This window comes from Azospirillum sp. SYSU D00513 (assembly GCF_017356015.1).
In the GTDB taxonomy this organism is placed as follows: Bacteria; Pseudomonadota; Alphaproteobacteria; order Azospirillales; family Azospirillaceae; genus Azospirillum.
Window position 1 is genome coordinate 24,944 of sequence record NZ_JAFIQV010000048.1, and the last position, 24,816, is coordinate 49,759.

20 protein-coding genes are annotated in these 24,816 nt (G+C 69.2%); 8 read left to right on the forward strand and 12 right to left on the reverse strand.

The annotated features are described in order from the left end of the window. The first annotated feature begins 142 nt into the window (after window positions 1-142). From JUB11_RS26830 to JUB11_RS26845, 4 genes are all read left to right on the forward strand, one after another. The gene (locus tag JUB11_RS26830; RefSeq protein ID WP_207461856.1) at window positions 143-625 is read left to right on the forward strand and encodes a GNAT family N-acetyltransferase; all 483 of its coding nucleotides are present in this window, start codon (window positions 143-145) and stop codon (window positions 623-625) included. Between the two features lie 15 nt (window positions 626-640). Then, window positions 641-1,273 (forward strand): TIGR02466 family protein, encoded by a 633-nt coding sequence (locus JUB11_RS26835; RefSeq protein WP_207461857.1) that lies wholly within the window; start codon window positions 641-643, stop codon window positions 1,271-1,273. 326 nt (window positions 1,274-1,599) lie between these two features. After that, window positions 1,600-2,199 carry an ISAs1 family transposase gene (locus JUB11_RS26840; RefSeq protein ID WP_207461858.1) on the forward strand — a complete coding sequence of 200 codons (600 nt, stop codon included), beginning with the start codon at window positions 1,600-1,602 and terminating at the stop codon, window positions 2,197-2,199. Then, on the forward strand, window positions 2,139-2,717 hold the full coding sequence (locus tag JUB11_RS26845; protein ID WP_207461859.1) for an ISAs1 family transposase: 579 nt from the start codon (window positions 2,139-2,141) through the stop codon (window positions 2,715-2,717). The genes JUB11_RS26840 and JUB11_RS26845 overlap by 61 nt, the downstream gene beginning before the upstream one ends. A 162-nt stretch (window positions 2,718-2,879) precedes the next feature. On the opposite strand, the gene JUB11_RS26850 is transcribed toward JUB11_RS26845, so the two are convergent. Next, on the reverse strand, window positions 2,880-3,269 hold the full coding sequence (locus JUB11_RS26850; RefSeq protein ID WP_207461860.1) for a VOC family protein: 390 nt from the start codon (window positions 3,267-3,269) through the stop codon (window positions 2,880-2,882). A gap of 424 nt (window positions 3,270-3,693) precedes the next feature. On the opposite strand from JUB11_RS26850, the gene JUB11_RS26855 reads away from it, so the two are divergent. Beyond that, window positions 3,694-4,623 (forward strand): HNH endonuclease, encoded by a 930-nt coding sequence (locus JUB11_RS26855; protein WP_207461861.1) that lies wholly within the window; start codon window positions 3,694-3,696, stop codon window positions 4,621-4,623. A 45-nt stretch (window positions 4,624-4,668) separates the two neighbouring features. On the opposite strand, the gene JUB11_RS26860 is transcribed toward JUB11_RS26855, so the two are convergent. The 4 genes from JUB11_RS26860 to JUB11_RS26875 form a co-directional block, all read right to left on the reverse strand. After that, a complete protein-coding gene (locus JUB11_RS26860; protein WP_207461862.1) occupies window positions 4,669-6,084 on the reverse strand; it encodes an efflux transporter outer membrane subunit in 1,416 nt (471 codons plus the stop codon). An 11-nt stretch (window positions 6,085-6,095) separates the two neighbouring features. Further along, window positions 6,096-8,126, reverse strand: a complete 2,031-nt coding sequence (locus JUB11_RS26865) for a MacB family efflux pump subunit (protein ID WP_247887347.1) — start codon at window positions 8,124-8,126, stop codon at window positions 6,096-6,098. Then, the gene (locus tag JUB11_RS26870) at window positions 8,126-9,331 is read right to left on the reverse strand and encodes an efflux RND transporter periplasmic adaptor subunit (RefSeq protein WP_207461863.1); all 1,206 of its coding nucleotides are present in this window, start codon (window positions 9,329-9,331) and stop codon (window positions 8,126-8,128) included. The genes JUB11_RS26865 and JUB11_RS26870 overlap by 1 nt, the downstream gene beginning before the upstream one ends. Before the next feature lie 179 nt (window positions 9,332-9,510). Then, window positions 9,511-10,752 (reverse strand): MFS transporter, encoded by a 1,242-nt coding sequence (locus JUB11_RS26875; RefSeq protein ID WP_207461864.1) that lies wholly within the window; start codon window positions 10,750-10,752, stop codon window positions 9,511-9,513. 300 nt (window positions 10,753-11,052) lie between these two features. On the opposite strand from JUB11_RS26875, the gene JUB11_RS26880 reads away from it, so the two are divergent. Beyond that, window positions 11,053-12,183, forward strand: a complete 1,131-nt coding sequence (locus tag JUB11_RS26880) for an alpha/beta hydrolase (protein ID WP_207461865.1) — start codon at window positions 11,053-11,055, stop codon at window positions 12,181-12,183. An 84-nt stretch (window positions 12,184-12,267) separates the two neighbouring features. Here JUB11_RS26880 and JUB11_RS26885 read toward each other — a convergent pair whose 3' ends face one another. The 6 genes from JUB11_RS26885 to JUB11_RS26910 form a co-directional block, all read right to left on the reverse strand. Continuing rightward, complete coding sequence (locus JUB11_RS26885; RefSeq protein WP_207461866.1) at window positions 12,268-12,564, reverse strand: LysR family transcriptional regulator; 297 nt, start codon at window positions 12,562-12,564, stop codon at window positions 12,268-12,270. Between the two features lie 165 nt (window positions 12,565-12,729). Then, window positions 12,730-14,304 carry a HAMP domain-containing methyl-accepting chemotaxis protein gene (locus JUB11_RS26890; protein ID WP_207461867.1) on the reverse strand — a complete coding sequence of 525 codons (1,575 nt, stop codon included), beginning with the start codon at window positions 14,302-14,304 and terminating at the stop codon, window positions 12,730-12,732. 140 nt (window positions 14,305-14,444) lie between these two features. Further along, on the reverse strand, window positions 14,445-15,050 hold the full coding sequence (locus tag JUB11_RS26895) for a histidine phosphatase family protein (protein WP_207461868.1): 606 nt from the start codon (window positions 15,048-15,050) through the stop codon (window positions 14,445-14,447). Window positions 15,051-15,179: 129 nt separating this feature from the next. Further along, entirely contained in the window at window positions 15,180-18,296 is a 3,117-nt protein-coding gene (locus tag JUB11_RS26900; protein WP_207461869.1) for an ATP-binding protein, read from the reverse strand. Continuing rightward, a complete protein-coding gene (locus JUB11_RS26905) occupies window positions 18,293-19,549 on the reverse strand; it encodes an alpha/beta hydrolase (protein ID WP_207461870.1) in 1,257 nt (418 codons plus the stop codon). The genes JUB11_RS26900 and JUB11_RS26905 overlap by 4 nt, the downstream gene beginning before the upstream one ends. Next, on the reverse strand, window positions 19,546-20,814 hold the full coding sequence (locus JUB11_RS26910; RefSeq protein ID WP_207461871.1) for an MFS transporter: 1,269 nt from the start codon (window positions 20,812-20,814) through the stop codon (window positions 19,546-19,548). Before JUB11_RS26910 ends, JUB11_RS26905 begins: the two co-directional genes overlap by 4 nt. Window positions 20,815-21,036: 222 nt before the next feature. Between JUB11_RS26910 and JUB11_RS26915 the strand changes: the two genes are divergently transcribed. Continuing rightward, window positions 21,037-21,993, forward strand: a complete 957-nt coding sequence (locus tag JUB11_RS26915) for an ABC transporter substrate binding protein (RefSeq protein WP_207461872.1) — start codon at window positions 21,037-21,039, stop codon at window positions 21,991-21,993. 83 nt (window positions 21,994-22,076) lie between these two features. On the opposite strand, the gene JUB11_RS26920 is transcribed toward JUB11_RS26915, so the two are convergent. Then, the gene (locus tag JUB11_RS26920; RefSeq protein ID WP_207461873.1) at window positions 22,077-22,775 is read right to left on the reverse strand and encodes a hypothetical protein; all 699 of its coding nucleotides are present in this window, start codon (window positions 22,773-22,775) and stop codon (window positions 22,077-22,079) included. 615 nt (window positions 22,776-23,390) lie between these two features. On the opposite strand from JUB11_RS26920, the gene JUB11_RS26925 reads away from it, so the two are divergent. Then, window positions 23,391-24,590, forward strand: a complete 1,200-nt coding sequence (locus tag JUB11_RS26925; RefSeq protein WP_207461874.1) for a SpoIIE family protein phosphatase — start codon at window positions 23,391-23,393, stop codon at window positions 24,588-24,590. Window positions 24,591-24,816: the final 226 nt, after the last annotated feature.

Consider the following 24,816-nt stretch of genomic DNA (forward strand, 5'->3'; position numbering starts at 1 on the left):
TGCGGCGGTGCGGTTGCGCTTTGCAATTCCTGCCGACCCTGGCTTGATGATGCGCGGCGTCGCGGAGCGCCGTCCCTTGTGCGGGGCGGTCGGTTCCGGCCGACGCCAAGCCGTAGACCCCAGGACCGCCGGTTCCGTCGCCATGCGCAATCCCGCTTCCACAATCGCCGCCACGGCCATCCGCCCTTACGAGACGGCCGATCACGCGGAATGCCTCGCCGTCTGGCTGAGCGCGTCCCGCACCGGCCATCCGTTCCTGTCGGAGGCGGATCTCGCCGAGCAGAAGCCGCTGGTCGCGGACCTCTACCTGCCCAGCGCCGAGAACTGGGTCGCCATGGGCACGGACGGGAGGTTGCTCGGCTTCATCGGGCTTCTCGACACCGGCACCCATGCCCACATCGGCGGATTGTTCGTCGACCCCCGCGCGCATGGCCGGGGGGTGGGCCGGGCGCTGGTGGAGCATGCGGCCGCGCTGAAAGGCGTCCTCACCGTCGAGGTGTACGAGAGCAACGGCGCCGTCCGCTTCTACGAGCGTTGCGGCTTCCGCCCCACCGGCCGCCGGGAACGGGACGACCAGGGCCGCGCCCTGCCCCTGCTCACCCTCTTCCGCGACGCCCCGCTTTGAGGTAGAGCTTCGCCCATGAGCACGACCCCGCCCCTTGCGTCCCTGGAGACGCTGTTCGTCACGCGCGTCTACCGCACCGAAGTCGCCGAGGCACTAAGCCTCAACGATGAGCTGGCCGCCTGTTGCCGGGGTGCGGCCGAGGACGATGAGGCGGGACTCGCCTGGTCGGACAAGAACGGCTATCCGGGCTACACGTCCTACGCCTCGCTGGACGACCTGCAATGGCGCTTCCCGCCGGTGAAGGCGCTGCTGCGCCACATCGACAAACACGTGAAGGCTTACGCGAAGCTCCAGGAATGGGACCTCGGGGACCGGAAGTTGGTGCTCGATTCCCTGTGGATCAACGTGCTCGATCCCGGCGGCTTCCACGGCGCGCACATCCACCCGAACAGCGTGGTCAGCGGCACCTACTATGTCGAGATCCCGGAAGGCGCCAGCGCCATCCGCTTCGAGGACCCGCGCCTGTCCCTGATGATGGCCGCCCCGCCGCGCAAGCCCAAGGCGGGCCGGGAGTCGCAACCCTTCGTCTCGCTCGCCCCGAAGCCTGGCACCCTGCTGCTCTGGGAAAGCTGGCTGCGCCACGACGTGCCGCTGAACCGCGCGGACGAGGAGCGGATTTCGATCAGCTTCAATTACGCCTGGCGGTGAGGGGCTGGCACCGATAGGGGCACGGAGCCGAAGAGCCTGTGCAAGGCCGCGGACTCTGCCGTTTGCCGGTCATTGCGGGCAAGCAGCGCGGCTCTGAGGCCGCCAGACGCCATTTACCCTTACGACCAACCTGGGTTCCGGGTTGATATCCGGGTGACACCGGTCCAGGGCGGCTTCTATTGCCTGCTTTTTGAAGCAGCCGCACCTATGACAGGAGCCCAGGGCCATGCGGTTCTGAAACGAGCGTGAGCTTGGCCCTGTAAGGTCTGATCGACACAGCGGCGGGATAGCGCTGTTGAAGCGAGATTTCCTGGTCGGAGTCGCCGATGGTGCCATTCGCTACCCTGCTCACCGCGCTTGAAACGATCGAGGACCCGCGTCGCCCGCAAGGGAGGCGCTACTCGATGAGCCACCTGCTGCTGTTCTCAGTCCTGGCAGTCCTGGCTGGGGCAACCTCGTACCAGAGTATCGTTACCTTCATGGCGGTCCATCGTGAGCGCCTCAACGCCACCTTCGGAGCCCGGCTCCGGCGTGCCCCGGCGGTGAGCACGCTGCGGCATCTTTTCGTAACACTTGATCCTGATGCCCTGGAGGACGCTTTTCGCCGCCATGCCCGTCAGCTGGATAGTGCCCATGCAGCGGACGGCAGGCGCATCGTTGCGCTTGATGGCAAGACGCTGCGCGGCAGTTTTGACCATCTGCATGACCGTACCACCGCCCATGTGCTGAGCGCATTCGCCAGCGACGCCGCGCTGATCCTGGCCCACCGAGAGGTTCCTGCCGCACCGGAGGAGATCGGCGGTGTACAGGCCCTCATGGCCGATCTCGGCGTGAGAGGCGTGCTCTTCACTGCCGATGCCCTTCATTGCCAAAGAACGCCTTTTCCCAAGCCGCTGCCAGCGGCAATGCCCTGCTGGTCCGGGTGAAAGGCAACCAGCCCGGCTTGCGCGACGCGCTGAGTGAGCTGTGCTGCGGCCAAGCCCCCAAGCACGTCCATGAGACGACCGATCGCCGCCGCCATGGGCGTCAGGAGCACTGGCGGGTCGAGGTGTTCGACGTCGCCAACCAACTCGACGCTGACTGGAGCTCTCACGTCGCCTATGTCGTTCGTGTGTCCCGCTTGACTTACCTGAAGGACACGCGCTCCGGGCTGTGGCCCACGCGCGAGGAGATCGGCCTCTACGCCTGCCAGATCCCGCTCGATGCCTCGACTGCCGCCCGAGCCATCCGGAGCCACTGGGGCATCGAGAACCGAGACCATTACGTGCGCGACGTGGCTCTCGGCGAGGACGCCAGCCGCATCCTCTATCGACCGGGCATTATGGCCCGCATTCGCTCCTTCGCTCTCAACGTACTGCGCGCCAACGGCGTCGAGAACATCCGCCAAGCCCTCTACGCCAACGCACTCAGCCTGGATCGGCTACTCGCGCTTGGCGTCCTATGAACCGAACTGCATGGCCTTGCCCAGCGCAGAGAGTGCGCCGTTATGGGTGCTGCACGGCACTGTAGCGCGCAATCAAGCGCTCTGACCTAACCCGGCAACCTGGCGGTAATAGCTCGCGTGAACGCTCGGACGGCGGATGTGGATGTCACGTCCCAATACCCATCACCCGGCGACAGGCGAGCATATCTCGATCAGGCATCCATCTATATCCCGGACGTACCCGACGATTTGTCCCCAAGGCTTCTCGACCGGAGGCGATACGGCGTTTGCTCCCGCGCCGACAGCGTTCGCATACGCTGTGCATGGATCATCGGTGACGAGAGCGATTTCGAAGCCAGCGGCAACGTCACCCTTGCGGTTGGGGCGGATAGCGACGCCGTTCATCTCCGCCATCGACTCACCAGCAAAGGCCAAAATCGTTTCGCCGGTATCGAGTTCGGCGTAGAGGTTGCTCTCATGCACAAAGCGACGCTTCAAGCCAAATGCGCGTTCGTAAAAGTTGATCGTGGCGAGTACGTCAGCGACGTAGATGATGGTATATCCGAGTTTCATGGCGCAACCTTAACCTGCCTGCGGCGAGCCACCTTGAATAAATTGTGCATCGGTAGCACCGACTAGGGGATTTCAATCCAACAGCGCAATCCTAGCACTGTGTCTATCGGAACCTAAAGTGCCAAGCTCACGCCTGTGGCAGAACTGCATAGCCCTGGACAGGAGCCAGAGCCGGGCTCGCGCTTCGGTCAGAATTTCTTCGACCACTCCCACACGATACCCCTGAAAGCGCTGGATCAACGCCTCAGCGAAACACCGCATCCTTATGTATTCACCACGCACCTTTACCCGCATCTATTTGTGTGTATTCAGCTTGAGAGGGACGATTTTCTTGAGGTAAGTGAATATTTGTGCATCGATGTGACAGGCGAGTGCCTCGATGGCGCTTCTTGTCGGAGGATGCAATGGATGCAGGCGCTGCCCGATGAGCGATCCTGACGCCTCTTTCCGGCTTGCGGCTTTCGATCGCTTGCGGCTGCTGGCGCCCCTGCATGGAAGCGCGCTGCCCTGGAGCGCGATTGAGGCTGGTTTCACATGCGGAAAGGACAGCGTCCGTTTCGCGAGCGCCGCTCAGGGAATTTTCAAACCCGCCCAGATGAAGGGGGTACTGAGCGTCAAGACCGTGGTCCCGAAGCCGGGAGGCAGGGTCTGGTATCACGACCAGTTGGAATCGGATACGAAGTTAAGGGCTGCGACCGATACTCTGACCTACGCCTTCAAAGGCACCAACCCGGACGACACTCAAAACCGGCTGCTCCGCGATGCCATGGAGCGCCAACTGCCGCTCATCTACTTCTACGGGGTGGCTCCGGCTTTCTACGAACCGATTTTCCCGTCCTACGTCGTGGATTGGGATCCGAAATCACTGTCGGTCAAACTCGCCCCCAAGCCGGCGACCGATGCCGCGACATTGTGGATGCCGCCCAATCAGGACGAGCGCCGCTATGCCCTGCGCCAAGTGAAGCAACGACTGCACCAGTCGTCTTTCCGGGAGCGCGTCGTGGCGGCCTATGGTGGCCGATGCGCGCTGACGGGCCTGCCCGAACTGCGTTTGGTCGATGCCGCCCATATCGTGCCGGACATCGATCCTGAGCTGGGGCAGCCGGACATCAGGAACGGGATCTGCATGTCGAAGCTGCATCATGTCGCCTATGATGCCGACCTCATCGGCATCGACCCGGACCATCGCATTCACGTCTCGGAACGACTGCTGGACCTTCATGACGGCCCCTTGCTCGAACATGGCATCAAAGGACTGGCGGGGAAGATCATCCGGCTGCCAAGCGACGATCACCTGAAACCGGATCGTGAACGCCTCGCGCTTCGGTTCGAGCGATTCAAGAAAGCCGCATGATCGATCGGCGTCACACGGCCTGCCGCTGAGCGACTGTGCGCCTCCTCACAGCCCTTCCCCCGGCAAAGGCGCCAGCTCCCCGCTCCACCCTCCGCCCAGCGCCGCGTAAAGGCTGACCAGGGCGTTGAAGCGGGCGAGCGTCGCCTGGACCACCGCGTCGTTGGCCTGGAACACGGTGCGCTGGGCGTCCAGCACGTTCAGGAAAGGGACGGTGCCGGCGCGGAAGCGGGCGTCCACGATGCGCAGGGCTTCGGCGGCCTGGGCCTGGGCTTCGGCGCTGAAGCGGCGGCGTTCCTCGGTGGTGCTGGTGGCGTTCAGCGCGTCCTGGGTGTCCTGGAGCGCGATCAGGATGGTCTGGGCGTAGCTCTGAACCAGCTCCTCGGCCTGGGCGGTGGACAGGTCCTCCTGCGCTTCCAGACGGCCGCCGGCGAAGATCGGGGCGGTCAGCGAGCCGGCGACGCTGTAGAGCAGGCCCGCGGGGTCGAGCAGGCTGAAGAGTGCGGTGCTCTGGTAACCGCCGCGCACCGTCAGGTCGATGCTGGGGAAGCGCGCGGCGCGCGCGGCCACGGTGTCGAGCCGTGCCGCGCGCAGGATCTCCTCTGTCCGGCGGAGGTCGGGGCGGCGTTGCAGCAGGGCCGAGGGGATGCCCTCCGTCACGGCGGGGACGGCGAGGTCGGCGAGCGAGCGCGTCTCCACCCCGAATCCCTGCGGGTTGCGGCCGAGCAGCACGGCCAGCGCGTTCAAGGATTCCTTCTCCGACTGGCGGAGCGCCGGGAGGGCGGCGCGCTGGGTGGCGACGCTGCTGCGCTGCTGGGCCACCTCCAGCTCGGAGGAGGAGCCGACCTCGCGCTGCCGCTCCAGCACCGCCAGCACATCCTCCGCGATGCGCAGCGTATCGGCGGCGAGCCGCAGCCGGTCGCGCGCGGCGAGCACCTGGAAGAAGGTGGCCGCCACCTGCGACTGGAGCGTCAGGGCCACCGCCTCGCGGTCGTAGCGGCTGGCGGCAAGGCTGGCGCGGGCCGCCTCGGCGTCGGCGGCGTTGCCGCCGAACAGGTCAAGCTGGTAGCCGGCCTGGAGCGTGGCCCCGAAGCTGCCGGAGCCATTGCCGGCGCGGGGCGCGTGCGGCGCCCAGCTGCGGCCCGCGTCGCCGGAGGCGCCGAGCGTCGGCAGCAGCGCCGCCCCGGCGATGCGCGCCTGTGCCTCGGCCTGCCGGATGCGGGAGGCGGCGGCGGCGAGGTCGCGGTTGTTCGCGGCGGCCTCGGCCATCAGCCGGTCCAGCTCGGCGTTCCCGAACCCCGCCCACCAGCGGGCGTCCGGCCAGACGCCGGCCAGGGCATCGGGCCGTTCGCCCGCACCGTCCCAGGCGGCGGGCAGCGTTGGGCTGGGCAGCGCCGTGTCCGGACCCAGCGCGCAGCCGGACAGCAGCAGCGCTCCCATCGCCAGGGCGGCGGCACGTCTCATGGTGATGGTCCTCATTCGGAGGCGAGCGCCACGACGGGGTCGAGGTCGGCGGCCTTGCGCGCCGGAAGATAGCCGAAGAGCAGCCCGGTGCCGAAGGCGCAGCCGAAGGCCAGGATCACCGGCGCCGCGGTGAGCTGCACCGGCTTGCCGAAGAAGGCGAAGAGCCAGGTCACCCCCAGCCCCACGCCCACCCCGATCAGCCCGCCCAGCGTGCAGATCGCCAGCGCCTCGCTGTTGAACTGCAGCATGATGTTCACACGGCGCGCCCCCGTCGCCATGCGCACGCCGATCTCGCGCGTCCGCTCGGTCACGCTGACCAGCATGATGTTCATCACCCCGATGCCGCCGACCAGCAGCGAGATGGCGGCGATGGAGCCCAGCAGCAGCGTCATGCTGTTCTGCGTCGCCGTCGCCGTCTCCAGGACCGAAGCCATGTTGCGGATCTGGAAATCCTCGGCCTGATGGCGGGCGGTCAGGAGGTCCCGAATGGCCTGCTCGGTCTCGGCGATCCGGCCGACATCCTCGACCTGCACCGTGACGGTCCGCACATAACGCTGGCCGAACAGCCGCAAGGTGCCGGTGGTCAGCGGTACATAGGCGATGTCGTCCTGGTCGGCGCCCCAGGGGGTCGCGCCCTTCGGCGCCAGCACGCCGATGACCTGGAAGGGCACGCTGTTCATCAGCAGGTAGCTGCCGATGGGGTCCTCGCCCTCGGCGTAGAGCGCCCGGGCGACGGTCTGGCCGATCACCGCGACGGGCGCGTAGGTGCGCACGTCGTTGGCTTCGAAGAAGGCGCCGGACTGCATGGTCCAGCCGCGCGCCTGCGGAAAATCCTGCGTGGTGGCGTTGACCGAGGTGGCGTAGTCGCGGCCGCCCCGGCGCATGGTGACGCTGCCCGGATATTCGGGCACGGCGACGGCCACGTTCGGCAGGCCCGCGATGGCCTCGGCGTCGGGCGCCACCAGGGTGGTGACCTGCCCGCCGCTCGGCCGCACGTTGGGGGCGCCGGGGCGGACCAGCAGCAGGTTCGTGCCCATGGCGCCGATGCGGTCCATCACCTCCTGCCGGGCGCCGTTGCCGATGGCGAGCATCGCCACGACCGAGGCCACGCCGATGATGATGCCGAGCAGCGTCAGCAGCGTGCGCATCAGGTTGTTGCGCAGGGCCTTCACCGCCATGCGCGCGGCCTCCGCCACGTCGCCGGGCGTGACGCTCGCCCCGCCGGCCTTGCTGGCCGGGCCGGCGAAGGGGGCGGCCGGCGAGGAGCCGGGCTGGACCTCGTCGGAGACGATGTTGCCGTCCCGGATCTCCACGATGCGCTTGGCCTGGCGGGCCACCGCCGGGTCGTGGGTGATCAGGATGACGGTGTGGCCGCGCTCGTTCAGCTCGCGCAGCAGGCGCATCACCTCCACACCGCTGCGGCTGTCGAGCGCGCCGGTCGGCTCGTCGGCGAGGATCACCGCCCCGCCGTTCATCAGCGCCCGCGCGATGGAAACGCGCTGCTGCTGGCCGCCGGAGAGCTGCGAGGGCCGGTGGTCGAGCCGGTCGCCGAGGCCGAGTGCCGTCAGCAGTTCCGCCGCCCGCGCCCGCCGTTCCTCGGCCGGCATGCGGGCGTAGACCGCGGGCATCTCCACGTTCTCGCTGGCGGTCGAGCCGGCCAGCAGGTTGTATTGCTGGAAGATGAAGCCGAACCGCTCCCGCCGCAGGATGGCGCGGCGGTCGGAGCTGAGGCCCGTGACCTCTTCCCCGTCCAGCCGGTAGCTGCCGCCGGTCGGGCGGTCGAGCAGGCCCAGCAGGTTCATCAGCGTCGATTTGCCGGAGCCCGACGCGCCCATGATCGCGACGAACTCCCCCGCCCGCACGTCCAGCGAGATGCCGTGGAGGATCTCCACCTCCAGCTCGCCGCGCCGGAAGCTCTTCGTCACGTTGCGCAGCGAGATCTGGGGGGCGTCGTCCCGGTCCGCCGCCAGCTCGGGCCGGGGCTCGGGCTGGGGAGCCGCCTGCCCTTCCATCATGCCGGTGTCGGTCATGTTCGCGTCCATCAGAGGCGCGCTCCCCCGGCCGGAGGACCGTTGCGGCGGTTGCCGCCGGGACCGCCATTCGGGCCGCCGGCCGGCTGCACGCCGTCGAGGATGACCTCGTCGCCGGGGGCGAGGCCGGAGCGCACCTCGCCCAGCACGCGGTTGGTCACGCCGATCTCGACCCGGCGCTCGGCGGGCTGGCCGTTCTCCAGCACGCGGGCGGTGTAGAGGCCGGGCTTGCGCGGCACCGGGCGGAGTGCCGCCATCGGCACGACCGGAACGTCCTTGGCCTGCCCGGCGACGAAGAAGACATGGGCGCTCATCTGCGGCAGCAGGTCGAGGTCCGGGTTCGCCACGTCGAAGAGCGAGGCGAAGAGCACGACGTTGTTGACCACCTCCGGGGTGGGGAGGACCTGGCGCAAAGTCCCCTCGCGCCGCCGGTCGGGGCGGCCGAGCGTGGTGAAATAGGCGGCCATGCCGACCTTGAGCCGGGGCACGTCGGCCTCCGACACCTGGGTGCGGACGGTCATGGTGCTGAGTTCGGCGATGCGCAGGATGATCGGCGCCTGCTGGTTCGCGTTCAGCGTCTGGCCCTGGCGCGCGGTGATGTCCACCACCACGCCGGACATGGGCGCGTAGATCTTGGTGTAGCTGAGGTTCGCCTGGTCGCCCTTCAGGGTCGATTCCGTCTGCTTGAGCTGCGCCTCCAGCCCGGTGATCTGTGCGGCGAGGATCTTGCGCTCGGCGTCGGCGCTGTCGTAGGCCTCCTGGCTGGTGGCCCGGTCGGCGAGCAGGCGGCGCTGCCGTTCGAACTGCTTCTCGGCCAGGGCCTGCTGCACCTGCCGCTCGGTCATCTGGGCGCGCAGGTTCAGGATCTGCGCCTGGTCGGCGGCGACGCGCGCCTCGTAGACGGTGGGGTCGAGCTGGGCCAGGAGCTGGCCCTTCTCCACCGTGTCGCCGATCTTCACGAGGATGGTGCGCAGCTGGCCCGACACCTGGGTGCCGACATCGACGTAGTTCAGGGCCTGGAGCGTGCCGACGGCCGACACCGTGTCCTCCACGCTGCCCACCGCCACCGTGTGGGTGCGCTGCGCCGGCGTGTCCGCCTGGGCGCCCAGGAACCACCAGGACCCGCCGCCAGCCGCCAGCAGGACCGCCACCACAAACACCGCCAGCTTCTTCATCGCAAACGCCACCATCACCCGCGCGGCCGCAGACCCGGCCATTCGACCTCAAACGTAAGGCGAATGTGGGGCGGCTGTTTTGCTGCTTCATGTCGCGCGGCGGCCCCTCGTGTAACAGTGTGTAACCGTCACGGGCCGGGCCGCCCGGCGCCGGGCCTTTTCAGCCACGGCGGGCGGGGAATGGCAAGCCTATTGGCGGGGACATCGCCCCGCCGCGCCCGCTATTCGGCGGGGGTGGTGAACTCGGTGCCGACGGGGACGAGCGGCATGGGCACGAACTCCTCCTTGCGCTCCGCCGGGACGGAGGCGCGGCGGGTCATGCGGTAGACGCCCCAGACGGCCATGACCACCTGTGCGGCGGCGATGACGTAGGCGATGCCCGGCACCCCCAGCGACGACATGGCGATGCCCGCCAGGAAGGGCCCGAGCGCCGCGCCGATGCCCTGGACGATCAGCAGCCCGCTGGAGGCGGAAACGAACTCGCCCGCGCTGACATTGTCGTTCACATGGGCGATGACGATGCTGTAGGTCGGCACGATCAGGCCGCCCAGCAGGAACATCAGCGCGAAGGTCACCCATGGCGGCATGCCCCGCCCCTCCAGGGCCGGGACCGCCATCAGGCTGAACGCCGTCACCACGGCGAGGCCGATGATCAGCATGCGCCGGTCGAACCGGTCCGACGCCCAGCCCAGCGGCCAGGTCAGGGCGAAGGCGCCGAAGGTGCCCACCGCCATGAACAGCGCGATGCCCAGCTCGTCGAAGCCCATCTGCTGTGCCGCCAGCGGCCCCAGCCCGAAATAGGCGCCGGTGCTGATGCCGCAGAGCACCGCCGCGACGAGGCCGAAGGGCGACTGGCGGTACAGCCTGGACAGATCGACGCTCGCCTGCGGCACCTCGCCGCCCGGCACCGTGACGCGCGACAGCGCCACCGGCACCAGCGCCAGCGAGATGATCACGGAGATCAGGCAGAACAGCAGGTATCCCGACGGCTCGGCGACCGGCAGCAGCAGCTGCCCGCCGGCGCTGGCGCCGAGGCCGGCCATGCCGTAGACGCTGATGAGGCGGCCGCGGATGTCCGGGCTGGCGGCGGCGTTCAGCCAGCTCTCCACCGCGATCAGCAGCCCCGCGAAGCAGAAGCCGGTCAGCGCGCGGAACAGGATCCACCAGTAGGGGTCCACGACCATCAGGTGCAGCAGCGCCGAGGCCGAGGCGACCGAGGCCAGCGCCGCGAAGGTCCGGGTGTGGCCGACATTGGCGATCAGCCGCCCCGCCCGCAAGGATCCGGCCACCAGCCCGATGGAAAACCCCGTGCTCACCAGCCCGATCAGCGTGGGCGAGAACTCCTCCAGCCCGCCGCGGACGCTCAGCAGCGTGCCCTGAAGCGCGTTGCCGACCTGAAGCATGGCGTAGCCGAAGAGCAGCGCCGCCACGGTGAGCAGCGTGGATCCGAGACTGGATGGCATTCATCCTCCTTCCGTCGGAGTGTTGGCGATGAGCCGGTCCGGGGCACGGGAGCGGCCCGCGGTCCGGCGGAACGGGACTGCACGCCCGGCCCCTTGCTGCATCCGCGAAAGGCCGAGGCGTGCCCTCCGAACAGGAGGGCGCGAGGCAGAGTTCCCCGTCGGCGTCGTCCGCCGTGCCCGGCGCGGGGCGCTGGTGCGTGCCTCCCGCAGGTTATTTGTTTTCTTAATTTTGGCGCGTGCCGCTTCCCCCGTAAGGTTGTGCTTCCGTCAACTTATATGCCTTTCCGGGAAGAGTCCGTCATGCGCACACCACCCTTCGAATCTCGATCCGACGACGACGCCGAGACGGGCCGGGGCGTCCGGCGGCGGACCTTCCTGCGCTCCTCGCTGGCGATGGGCGTCGCCGGCGCGCTGGCCGGCCAGGCCGGGACGGCCGCGGCCCAGAGCGGCGCCGCCTCCACCAGCCCGGCCGCCCCCTCTTCCGCTGGTCCGGCGGCGAACGCCAAGGGGCTGCTCGGCCACCGCGTCTACGGCGCCGGCAAGGAGGTGATCCTCGTGCTGCACGAGTGGATGGGCACCCAGTCCAACTACGACTTCGTGCTGCCCTTCCTCGACCAGGACAGCTTCACCTACGTCTTCGCCGACCTGCGCGGCTACGGGCTGTCGCGCGCCCTGCTGACCCACGCCGACGGCACGCCGAACAGCTACACGGCGGCGGAGATCCACGCCGACGTCATGGCGCTGATGGCGGGGCTGGGCGTGAAGCGCTTCCACCTGCTCGGCCATTCCATGACGGGGCTGATCGCCCAGTACATCGCGCTGAAGGAATACAAGGGTCCGGGCGTCGAATCCCCGATCAAGAGCATCCTCTGCGTGACCCCCGTCCGCTCCAAGGGCTGGAAGGGGCCGCGCGCCGGCCTCGACCTCTCCGTCACCGACGACGCGGAGATGCGCAAGGCGATCCGCGCGCGCGTCGCCGGCAAGAACGGCAAGGAGAACGCGGTCAAGTACAGCGAGACCTGGGTGACCTGGAAGCTGGAACGGACGCGCCGCGAATGCCCGACCGGCCCGATGAAGGGCTATCTGGACATGTTCTGCAACACCGACATCGAGGCGGAGCTGAACGCCGCGAAGCCGCGGATTCCGGTGCTGCTCTTCGTCGGCACGGACGATGTCGGCTATTACCAGCACGACGACATCATCGGCGCCTTCACGACCCCCTTCGGCCAGCCGGGCACGCCGGGATCGACCCTCACGGTGGCGGACGACGGCGTGTTCCTGATGTCGGACCGGCGTCCCGACGGGACCGCCCTGCCCAAGCCTGAAATCGTGAGCTGGAAGGGCGTCTTCAACACCGGCCACTACCCGATGCTGGCCGCCCCCGCGCTCTTCATCGCGAAGATCGAGGAGTTCGTGAAGGCCCACGCCTGATCCGGCCGGTCAGGCCCGGCCCGATGCGGCCCGATGCGGCGGCGTCCCTCCTGGGGCGCCGCCTTTTTCATTGGCCGCCGTCCGTCAGGCCGCGGTCTTGCCGGCGCCGAGTTCGGCGACGGTCAGGCAGGCCTCGTCGTTGAGCTGCAGGATGCGGCGGGCGTAGGGCAGCAACGCCTCGCCCTGTTCGGTGATGCCGAGGAGACGGCCCCGCCGCCGCTGCATCAGGGAACGGCCGAGGTCGCGCTCCAGCCGGCTGATCTTGAGGCTGACCGCCGCCTGCGACAGGCAGACCCGCTCGGCCGCGCGGGAAAAGCTCATGGTGTCGGCGATGTGGACGAAGGTCCGCAGGGCGTCGATGTCGAGGTTCCGGTTGCTCATCTCGCCCTTCCACCCCGTCGGAACGCATATTCCACTATGCGTTTTATAGTGAATCACTAGGCCATAAGCAATAGGTACGGCGCGGACCCGCGACACGCCCAAATGGAAAAAGCCCCGCGGCGGAACCGCGGGGCTTTTTCGGCAAGGGGCGGTGACGCCGCCGGTTCAGCCGGCGGCCAGCTTGCCGACGAAGCGGTCGACCTGGGTCTGCACGTCGTGGAAGCTGTTCTCCAGGCTGCGGATGCCCTCGTAGAGACGGGTGGCCGCCTCGCCGTTGCGCTGGGCCGATTCGGCCACGCCCTGGACGTTCCCGCGCAGCTTCTCCGTGCCGTCGGCAGCCTGCTGGACCGCGCGGCTGATCTCCAGCGTGGCGGAGTTCTGCTCCTCGACCGCGGCGGCGATGGAGGCGCTGATCTCGCTCAGCCGCACGATCACCTTGGCGATGTCGTCGATCTCCCCGGCGGCCGCACCCGACGAGGCCTGGATCGCGGAAATCAGGGCGGAGATCTCCTCGGTCGCCTTGGCGGTCTGGCCGGCGAGGTTCTTGACCTCCGTGGCGACGACGGCGAAGCCCTTGCCGGCCTCGCCCGCGCGGGCCGCCTCGATGGTGGCGTTCAGCGCCAGCAGGTTGGTCTGGCCGGCGATGGAGGAGATCAGGGTCAGCACGTCGCCGATGCGCACGCTGTCGTTCACCAGCTTCTTCATGCGGGTGACCGTGTCATCGACCTGCCGGTTCGCGTTGTCCGAAACGGTGTGCGAGGTCTGCGCCTGTTCGGAGATGTCGCGGATCGACGCGGCCAGCTCCTCGACCGCGGCGGCGACGGTCTGCACGTTGGCGGTGACCTCCTCGGCGGCGCCGGCGGCGGACTGGCTCAGCGTCGCGTTGCTGCCGGCGCTGCCGGCGACGTCGCCGACCGACCCGCTCATCTCCGCCGCGGTGCGGTTCACCGCCGACAGAAGATGGCCCACGTCGGCGTCGAAGCTCTTGGCGACGTCGGCGAGCGCCTGGCGCCGCTCCCGCTCGGACTCCTCGCGCAGCCGCACCTGCTCGGCCTCGAGGTGAAGCTTGGCGAGCGCGTTCTCGCGGAAGGTCTGCACCGAGGCGGCCATGCGGCCCACCTCGTCGCGGCGGTCCAGGGCGGGCACGACCACCTCGGTCCGGCCGGAGGCCAGCTCGGTCATGACCTCGGTCATGCGGACGATCGGCCGGGTCACGCCGCGCACGATGAAGATCAGGACGGCGCAGACGACCAGCAGCGCGGCGGCGCCGATGCCGGCGATCTTGATCGTCTCGGCGCGGATCGTGGCGTAGGCGCGCTCGGTGGTCAGCCGGACCTCGATGGTGCCGACCTCCTCCTGCTTGCCGTCCTTGCTGTAGATGATCGGCGCGGTCTGGACGATCATGCCCTCGGCGTCGGCATTGGCGTCCGCCGGAGTCCCATGGTCCGCGAACAGCCGGCCGTTCTTCTCGCTGATCTTGCTGCCCAGATAATCGGGGTCGGTCGCCAGAGCCGCGAGCAGCGACGAACCGGCGCCATTGTCCATGATCCACAGCGCGTCGGCTGCGCCGCCGACCAGGGCGGCCGACATGATCCGCGCACGGCTGGACAGCGACTCCCGGACGGCCGACATGTTCATGTAGGCGACGCCGATGGTGGCGGCGACGGCGATGCCCGCGAGCAGGATCGCGATGGGCATGAGAACACGGACCGTCAGGCTTCGGCCGTAGAGGGTCACCATGGCAATTTCCCTTTCCCCGGTGCCGCGCGCCTGTCCGCGCGGCACGGCAAACTGTTCAGCCCAGACACCCGAGCGATTTGCGTCATGCTACCCGAAAGAGGTAACCAGAAGAATAACATACTAACGCCCGGTCGGTTTTTTCATGCGATTTCTAGCGCACCGGTTGCTCCGGAGCCGGCGGCACGCACCGATGATTGCTCTAGTATGCAGGAGGGCGCCGTGAAGCGGAGAACGGCGGCGTTGTCCATCGGCGGGTGCGCATCCCCCAGGATCAGGCCGAGCATGCGCCCGACCCCCTTGCTGCCGACCAGCAGAGGCAGGCGGTGACCACGCCCCAGTATGTCGGCGAGCGCGTGGTGGATCCGCTGCCGGAACTCCGCCTCGCCCTCGCCGCCCGGCGGCGCGGCGCCGGCGCCGATCAGAGGCTGGGTTTCCGCAATGCCCAGGCCGTTCCAGGCGCCGAGCCGCCGCTCAATCAGCCCGTCATGCAGCTCCAGGGGCACCGGCCCCAGCGCCTCGCGGACGATCTCGGCCGTGCGGCGCGTGCGCAGCAACGGGCTCGCGACGACCGCGTCGATTTCGCCGGCAAGATCCGCCAGGACGGCGGCGGCGGCCATCGCCTGCCGCTCTCCCTCGGCGGTCAGGGGAATGTCCACGTCGCCGCCGCACCGCACCTTGCGCTGGTTGTAGTCGGTCTGCCCATGACGCATGAACAGAAAGGGTCGGTCTTCCACCGCAAAGCTCATGACGCTCATCCAGGATCACGCGGCAGCCGTTCCGTTCGGCCTAACCGGCGCTCATATGCCTATCGGCATGGTATGCCCCTCCGGCGCGGAGCGCAAGGGACCGGGTTGTGAAACTATGATGACGACAACTCAATAGCGTTCGATGAACTCGCGGACGTCCTTCCAGCTGTTTTCGAACGCCATTGAATACTCCGATATGCGAATCCAGTCGCCGGCCATCGCCGCCGTCTCGATCTCGTGGCAGGCGGCGGCCAGCGCGCCGGCGCGCACCATGCCCGACGCGCCCTTCAGGCCATGGGCGTGGCGCCGGACCTCCTCGGCGGACTCGTGGGCGGCGATCGCGGACGCCAGCTGGTCCCGCACCGGCGCGCTGGTCGCGAGATAGCGGTGCAGCAGGCCGCGGATGGCGTCCCGGTCGTCGCCCAGGATGTCGCGGAAGCCGCGCGTGTCGATGGCCTCCCCGCCGGACGCAGGCGCGGCGGATGGAACGGGCCGGGAAGCCGGGGCCGGCACGGAGGATGGCGGCGCGGAAGACGGCGGTGCTGAAGACGGCGGCGCGGACGGGCCGGACGCCTCGGGGATCCAGCGGGCGAGGCAGCGTGCCAGCCGCAGGCTGTCCACCGGCTTGGTCAGGCAGTCGTCCATGCCCATGGCGATGCAGCGCTCGGCCTCGCCGGACAGGGCGTTGGCGGTGATGCCGACGATCGGCAACGGCGCGGGCGCGCCGGGGAAGGCCGGTCCGGCATCCGCCCCGGCCGCCGCTTCCCGCGTCCGGATGGTGCGGGTCAGCTCCAGCCCGTCCATCCGCGGCATGTCCCAGTCGGTCAGCAGAAGGACGTAGCGCCCGCTCTCCAGCGCCTCCAGCGCCTCCTGCCCGTCGGTCACCGCCTCGGCCGTGCAGCCGAGCTGCTCCAGCTGCTGCAGGATCACCTCGCGGTTGATGGGGTGGTCGTCGGCGACCAGGATGGGCCCGTCCGGGGCGAGGCGGGGCAGCGTCCTCACCCACGCTCCAGCCGGCGGGGCGTCCCGGCCCGGCTGCGGCCCGGTTTCCGGCTCCGCGGGGGCGGGCTCGGCGACCGGCAGGGGCAGCTCGATCCAGAACAGGCTTCCCTTCCCCGGCTCGCTCTGCACCCCGATGCAGCCGCCCATCAGCTGGACGAGCTGGCGGCAGATCGACAGGCCCAGCCCCGTCCCGCCGTAGCGGCGGGTGGTGGAGCCTTCCGCCTGGGCGAAGGGCTGGAACAGCCGGTCGGCCTGCGCGCGCGTCAGGCCGATGCCGGTGTCGCTCACGCACAGCCGCAGGCGGACGGTCTCCCCCTCCCGGCCCAGCGATTCGGCCGTCAGGGTGACGGAGCCATTTTCGGTGAACTTCACCGCGTTGCCGGCCAGGTTCATCAGGATCTGCCGCAGCCGCACGGGATCGGCTGAAAGCCAGGGCGGAACCGACGGATCGACGGAGGCGGCAAGATCCACCCCCTTCCGGCCGGCCACCGGGTCCAGCGTCGCCAGCACGCCGTCGAACAGGCCGTCCAGCCGCGTCGGCACGGGATCGAGGTCGAGCTTGCCGGCCTCGATCTTCGAAAAGTCGAGGATGTCGTCGATGATGCGCATCAGCGACATGGCGCTCTCGCGGATCACGGTGACGGAGCGTTCCTGATCGCCGTCCAGCGGGCTGCGCCCGAGGATGTCCAGCATCCCCAGCACGCCGTTCATCGGCGTGCGGATCTCGTGGCTCATCGTCGCCAGGAAGCTGGACTTCGCCCGCGTGGCGGCCTCCGCCTGCTCCTTGGACTGGCGCAGGCGGTCCTCCGCCTCCTTGCGGGCGGTGATGTCGAACAGCCAGACGACGATGGCCGGCCGCTCCTCGAAACGCGTCCGCTCCCAGGACATGATGGCCCAGAGCGGGCGGTCACCGGAACCGCCGCCCGGGCCGCCGCCTTCCGCGCCGGGCCGGCGGAAGGCCGTCTCCACGCCGCGCAGGGCGTCCCGCTCGCCGAAGCGTTCCAGGCAGCGGCGGTGCTCGTCCGGGTCGGCGTAGAGGTCCGCGATGCCGGTCCGCAGCATCTGCCCCTCGGTCCGGCCGAAGAGCGCGCAGAGGCTGGAGTTGGCGAAGCGGATGCCGCCGTCGAGATCGACGATGCAGACGCCGCCCGGGCTGGCCGCCAGCACCTGGAGCAGCCGCGCCTCGCTTTCGTGCAGCGCCTCGACCGCCCGGTTGCGCTCCTCCCCGATGGCGGCGAGCGCCACGAAGTTCGCCGCCGCCTCGATGAAATGCACCTCGCTGTCGGTCCAGCGGCGCGGCGAGCGGCTCTCGCAGCGCAGGAGCGCCACGGGACGGTCCGCCAGATGCACGCAGACATGGACCAGCGACCCCACGCCCGCCGGGCGCAGCGCGGGCTCCAGCAGCTCCGCGACGCGCGGGTCGGACTCGACGTCCTCCACGACCAGCACCTGCCGGCTTTCCTTCAGCGCGTGCCGGTAGACCGGATAGCGCGCGACCGGGAATTCCTCCGCGTCCCAGGGCCGCACCCCATGGCTGGCGACGGGGATGGCGGCCATGCGGCCCCCGGTCTCATCCAGCCGCCAGACGGCGACCCGGTCCAGGAACAGCGTGAAGGCGATCTGGCTGGCGATGCCGCCCACCGTCCAGTCAAAGTCGGACCCGCGCAGCGGCTCCAGCCGGGCGATGTCCTGAAGCGCCATCGCCTGGCGCTGCAGGCGCCGGCGCTGGTCCTCCAGCTCCTTCATCAGCCGCTGGTTCTCGGCCTTGGCCGTCTCGGTGGCCCGGGCCATCGCCAGAAGGATCGTCCGCGCCGCCATCACGCGGCGGACGCCGCCGGGAAAGCCGACCACCACCGGGTCGTAGGCCTGTTCGGGCGGGCGTTGCAGGACCAGCCGCGCCGCATCCTCGATCCGGTCGGAAGCGCCGAGCAGCAGGGGTTCGTCCGGCTCCGCGCCCATCAGCCGGTCGAGCGGCCGGCTCAGGAGGGTCTCCTCCCCGGCGATCCGCGCCAGCCCCTCCATGAAGCCACGGCGCGCCAGCATCCCGGCATAAGCGCCCTTGCGCGTCAGGATCAGGCCCGGCAGCTCCGGGTCGCCCAGGAAGGCCGCCCGCGCCTCGGCCGCCGGCGCGTCCGCCTCCACCGACAGGGCGTGGGCCGGCAATCCGGCGAGCGTCGCCGGCGCGTCCGACGCGGCGCCCGACCGCGCCTCCAGAACGGGGACGGGCGCGCTGCCGGTTGTCATTGCGCGGGCACGACGGCAGAGATGGTGGCGGGCATGGCCGCCGGTGCCGGTGCCGGCGTCGCTGCTGGCTGCGGCTGCGGCGGGTTGGCGCCGAACAGGTGACGCGGCGTCGCCGGCGGGTTGAGGCTGCTGAAATCCGCGTCCGGTCCGCGTCCCAGCAGCCATTCCCGCACGAAATGGATCTGGTTGGCGTCGCTGAGCGCCGGGGTGTGGCCGGTGTCGGGCACATGCATGGCGTTGACGCCGGGCCGGGAGACCATCTGCTCCACCGTTTCCGGCAGCAGCGCGTCGGACAGCATGCCGTGGATCACCAGCACGGGCATGTCCATGCCGGCCCACTCGTCCCACTGGGTCAGGCTGTCCTTCGCCTCCTCGGCGTAGGCCTGGAGGGCGCGCGGGTCGTGGCGGTAGATCCGCCCGCCATGCCCGTCGGACCATTTGGTCTGGTAATAGGTGTTGTGCAGCAGCTCGTCCTCGGTCACCGGCCCCTCGTTCTTGGCGGAGGCGCCGAGGCGGCGGAACAGGTCGGCGGGACGGCGGAAGATGTAGTGGCGGGCGACCGCCTGGGCGCGGCGCCGGCGGCGTTCGCCCGGGATGTAGGGGCCGATGTCGTTCAGGACGAGCCGGTCCACGACGCCCGGATGGCGCGCGCAGAAGGCGATGGCCGTGCTGCCGCCGAGCGAGGAGCCGATGATGCTGGCCCGGTCGCAGTCGAGATGCCGGATGAGCTGGTGCAGCACCTCGACGTTGGTGTCGATGCTGTAGTCGCCCTGGGTCGGCATCCAGCCGCTCATGCCCCGGCCGGGCCAGTCCAGGCAGACCACGTGGAAGTCACCGGACAGGCCGAGACCGAGATAGTCCCAGCGCCGGGCCGTGTTGGCGATGCCGCCGACGCAGATCACCAGCGGGCCGTCCGGATCGCCCCATTCGGTGTAGGCCAGGCGCACCGGCGTGTCCTTGACTTGGTGCGCGGGCCAATGGCCCTGCAGGCGGGTCGGGTGGACATAGTTGAAGAACCGCTCCTCGAAGCGCCCCTCGAAGGGCGCCGAGGTGCGCAGCGCCATGAGGTCGTATTCCTCCCAGGTCATCGCGTCGCCCCAGGACAGCAGGGACGATCCGGTGGACCCGTTCGGGCCGGCCGGCACGACGGGGAGGTCGTCCTCCGCGAAATCAGCGGCGAGGCCGGCGGTCAGATCGGCGGGATCTTCGGAAAGGCCGGTCATCGTCTGGGAACTCGTCAGGGGACTGGTCATCGGATGGTCTCCGGATCGGCGGGCCTCGGCCCGGATAGGGTAAGGGCGATGGTCAGGGCCGGTGCGGCGGCACCGGCCAGCAGGGCAAGCCCGATGAGGGCGGCGGCAACGCCGTGGCCGGACGCCGCGCCGGCTCCGCCCAGCGTCGTCGCCAGCAAGGGGCCGGCGAACAGCCCGAGCCGTTCGAACACGCGGAAGAGACCAAGGACGGGGGTCCGGCCGAAGCGCTCCATCTCCGCGGAAGCGACGCGGAACAGCAGGGTCACCTGGGGCGCCATGCCGAAGGCCTGCGCGGTGCCGAGCAGGAGCACCGCCGCGACGACCGGGGCGACGCCGCCGAGCCCGAGCGCATCCGCAGCCGGCACCACCGCCATGGCGGCGGCCGACAGCCCCAGCCCGGCGGCGGTGAACAGGAGCGGGCGGCCGCTGCGGTCGATCAGGCGGGACCAGGACGGCGCGGTCAGCGCCATGGTCGCCGAATAGAAGGTCAGTACCCAGCCCGTCTCGACCGCCGTCAGCCCAAGTTCGTGCAGGTGCAGCGGCACCAGGCAATAGAGAAAGGCGGCGATCAGCAGCCGCGACGGCACGGCGCCCAGCAGAACGAGCGCCAGGAAGGACGGGTTGCGCAGCAGCTCCGTGGCCCGGAAGGGCTGCGGGGCCGCCGTCTCCCGGTGGGACGGAAGGCCGAAGGCCGCCAGGGCGGCGGCGCCCGCCACTGCGCCGGCGGCGAGGAAGGCCGTGGCATGCCCCGCCTGCGCCGCGATGAAGCCGCCCCCCAGCGTCCCGGCGATGGTCCCGGCGAAGAAAATGGACAGGTAGCGTCCGGACGCCGCGGTTCGCCCCGCCGGCCCCACCAGCCGCAGCAGCCCGTCCTGCACGAGGATCATCACCACGCCCGCCGCGAAGCCGCACAGGGCGCGCCACAGCGTCAGGGCCGGAACGCTCGCCGCGAGTCCGGAAAAGGCCAGCCCCGCCGCGGAGAGCAGCAGCCCGCCGGCCAGCAGCAGGCGGTGGTCACGGCCCCGCTCCCACCGCCCGGCGGTCAGCTGGGCGGCGGCGACCATCAACCAATAGGCGGCTATGGGCAGCCCGGCCGCCAGATCCGCCGGAAGGTACGGAGTGGCCGGCTGAAGCGCGGTGGCGAAGACCGGCATGAAGGCGTTGGACGACGCATCGGCGGCCGTGGCAAGAAAAAAGGCGCCGCTCAGCAACCAGCGAACACGCTGGCCTCCGTCCTTGCGCGGCTCGAACCCGGCTTTCTCCATTCCGACGCCTCAGCAACTCAAAATTAACTACATAAAATTGCAACAACGCACCGCACGCTTGCGGGTTGTCGCCGCGCCGCAGCAAGGCTATAGCTCGGATCTTTACATTGTATTAATACCAAAGGAAGCTTGCTAACACAAAATAGTTGCTCGCGGGGCGCGCGATCCCTATGATGCGCGCAGCGTTTGAGTTGCTTTTTGCACGACGACAATTGGAGATGGATGATGAAAGCCAGGTTCCTTTCGGCCCTGCTTGTGGGCGCCATGACCGTGCTGCCCATGACGGGCGCTCTGGCCCAGACGGTGGACAAGTCCGTCCTGATGGTGCTGTGGAAGGGTGAGACCGGGGCGGAGAAGGCCTTCAAGACCAAGCTGGCCGAACTGGGCATCAACGCCACCTACAAGGAGGTGAACGCCGACCAGGACCGCGCCAAGCTGGCTTCCGAGCTGCGCGCGATCGAAGGCGATATCGCCAAGAAGTCCTACGATGCCGTCTACACCTACGGCACGGTCGGCACCCAGGTCGCACTCGGCGTCGTCCGCGAGCAGTCGCCCGTCATCTTCAACATCGTCTTCGACGCGGTTGGCGGCAAGCTGGTGAAGTCCAAGGACCAGCCGGGCGTTCCGGTGACCGGCGTCACCAACGGCGTTCCCATCGCCGCGCAGTTCGACGCCTTCACCAAGCTGAAGCCGATCAAGAAGCTGCTGGTGCTGTTCAACGCGCGCGAGCCGAACTCGAACATCATCGAGAAGGAAGTCGCGGGCTGGGCCGAGAAGAACGGCGTCACCATGGTGTCGCGCCGCGTCACCCCCGACAACGACTCCCTGAAGGAAGTGCTGGCCGAGGTCGCCTCGGGCAAGCTCCAGGTCGATGCCGCCTATGCCGGTGCCGACAACTACCTGGCGTCGGTCGCCAAGGAAGTCCACGCGGCCATCGGCAGCAAGGTCGCCCTGTACGGCGGCACCCAGACCTACATCTGGGGCGGCTGGCTGGGCGCCTACACGCCGCAGGTCTCCGACATGGGCATCGCCGCCGCCGAGCAGATGGCGAAGGTGCTGAAGGGCGCCGACCCCGCCACCCTGCCGGTCGTGCTGCCGCAGCCCAAGCTGTTCGTTTCGAAGACCGCCGCTGCGGTTCATGGAATCACCGCCCCCGCCGACGCGGTGATGGAGAACTGATCGGACCGGTTCCGACCGGAAGGAGGGCGCGGCCGGGATCACCGGCCGCGCCCTTTTTCGTTCGGCCCCGCCGGGCCGGCGCATCAGCGCTTCACGTAGAAGAGCATCAGGTCGCGCCGCAGGTTCTCGACATGGATCGGTTTCACGCCGTGGAAGGAATCATCGGTCTTGACGAACATGAACAGTGAGTTCGGCACGTAGGGCATGGTCCAGACCGGGTCGAACCCTTCGAACTCATGGTGCGGGCCGCCCCAGCAGCGCCGCTCCCGCTCCTTCGGCAGGTACAGGGTCGTGCCGCAATCGGCATGGCGGGCGTCGGCCGGCAGATAGAACAGCAGGGTCAGCAGGTTGCCGGGATCGGAGGTGTGGATCTTCACGCCGTCGGAGCTGCGGTCGCGCACCAGGATCATGTCGCGGTGCGGCGCCTTCGCGAGCGGCTTCCCCTCGCGCTCCAGCCGCTCGCGAAGGTCGTCGCCATGGCGCGCCATCAGCGCATCGGCGAATTCATCGTTGAGCACCTCGTCGAAGAGGCCGGTCCAGAAGCGGGCGATGTCGGCGGGGACGCGGCCCAGATGCTCCTCGTTCAGCAGGAAACCAGACCGCATGTCGTAGTCGCCTTCCGCCACCTTCCCGGTCTTGGCGAGCGAGGTGTAGGCGTTCGCACTGGGCATGCAGCGCTGGAGCGCCGCATAGAAATCGGCCGGAAAAACGTTCTCGATGAACAGGTGCCGGTGCGGCCAGGGGCGGACCGGGCTGTTCAGGATCCGGTAGAGCGCGTGCATGCGCGCCCGCAGGAAGAAATCAGAGGTAAATTCGGCCGCGGACTCGGCTTTGGTTTCGAGAACTGCTGAGGGATCTCTGGACATGACCTGTCGTTCCATGTTCTGGGCCCGTGGTCCGGGCCGAATACAATCGGGAATGGGGGATGGACCTTGGTCCCTCGGCGAAACGGAAATGGAACCGGCCGTCGGGCACGGGCACACTCCGTCCGGGCGAAGACCGGATTTGCGCGCCTGGCGAGCGCAGCGGATGACATTTATAAATGTTTAATGGATGTCCTGTGACAACGCGCCTACTGCGGGAGCATATCAAATTTGATTATTGCTCGCCATAGATAACTATCCTAGTATGCAGGTAGCGCTGGCCTTGTACAGAAGGGCATGCGTCTTGAAAAGAGGGCGATCGCGAATCAGTCTGCCACCCCTGCGTTCCGCAATCCGGTTCGCGGGGCCAATGATTGGGTTCATGAATATTTGCCGGCGCGCCCGCGGCAACGGAAACAACCAAGGCCCCTCTGCAGAAGAGGGCCCGGAGCGGGACCATTCGGCCGATTTCAGGCGGTCCGCCGCCGGGCCGGAACTTCCGGGGACGATGAACAAGACGGAGGTTTCGACATCATGGCGCAGCCCGAGACGGCCACACGGACCGAGCGGTTGCTCGTGGTCGAGGACGACGCGTTCAGCCAGGAGCTGATCGCGCTTTACCTGCGCAAGGCCGGATTCACGGACATCGTCGCGGCGACGGACGGTCGGCAGGCCCTGGATCTGGCGAAGGCGTCGAGCTTCGACCTGATCCTGCTCGACCTGAACCTGCCGCGCATCAGCGGCGTGGACGTTCTGCGGCGGCTGACCAAGGAAGGGCACGTCGCCGACACGCCCGTCGTGGTCATCTCCTCCCTGACCAACATGGAGGAAACGGTCCTCTGCCTGGATCTGGGGGCCGAGGATTACCTGCCCAAACCCTTCAACGTGCGGCTTCTGGAAGGCCGGGTGAACGGCTGCCTGGAGCGCCGGCGCCTGCGCCGCGAGGCCGAGGCCGCCTCGGCGCGCGGCGAGCGCGACCATGAGACCGCCCAGGCGCTGCTCCAGGACATGGCCGCGCCCGCCCTGCCCTCCCCCGGCCCCGCCTTCCCCTGCGAGGGCGCGGCGCGCCGCGACCCCGCGCCCGCCGTCGGCGGGGATCTCGCCGAGCTGTTCGCGGCAGGCGACGGGGCCGTCGGCTTCCTGATCGGAACGGCCGGCGGACAGGGCGTGTCGGCGGCCCTGCTGGCCGCACGCGTCCGCACGCTGGTCCGCCGGGAGGTCGAGCGCGCCGCCGCCGCCGGCACGGCGCCGGAACCCGGCGCCGTCCTCCAGCGGGTCAACGCCGCGCTGTGCGGCCCTGCGGCCTCCTCCCCCGCCGGCGCGACCGCAGCCATCGCCTTCGGTCTCCTCACCCCGGCCGACGGCGCGCTGCGGATCGCCAACGCCGGCTTCGCCGACGCGCTGGTCCTCAGCCCGGCGCGCGGCGTCGTCCCGGTGACCACCCCGCGCGGCCGCCCGCTCGGCGCCTATGCGGAGGCCGTCTACACGGCCCACGCTGCCGAGCTGAAGCCCGGCGAGACGCTGGTGGCGCTGACCGACGGTTTCGCCGACGCGACCGACGCGGCCGGCGTCCCCTATGGCGAGAACCGCGTGAAGCGACTGCTGGACGACCTGCTGTCGGCCCCGCCGGAAGCGCTCGCCGCCGCCCTGTCCGAAACCGTCACCGGTTTCGCGAGCGGTGCCGCGCAACGCAAGGACCGCAGCGTCATAGCGCTCCGCCGCACCGCCGGCTGACGCTCTTACAGCCCAAGCCCGGCCGCGCCTTTCCTGCCCCCTCGGGCGGCGGAGGCGCGGCCGGGCTTTTTTGTTTGGGCGCTTTGATGGGAGCGGAGGCCGGAACGGAGCCGGTTCGGCGCGTGGCCTCCGGTGGCAAATCGGGATAGGGGGCGATCCTAGTGGACCGCACCCCTCCCACACCACCCGGCATGCGGGTCCGCACCGGGCGGTTCGAGGAGTTGAG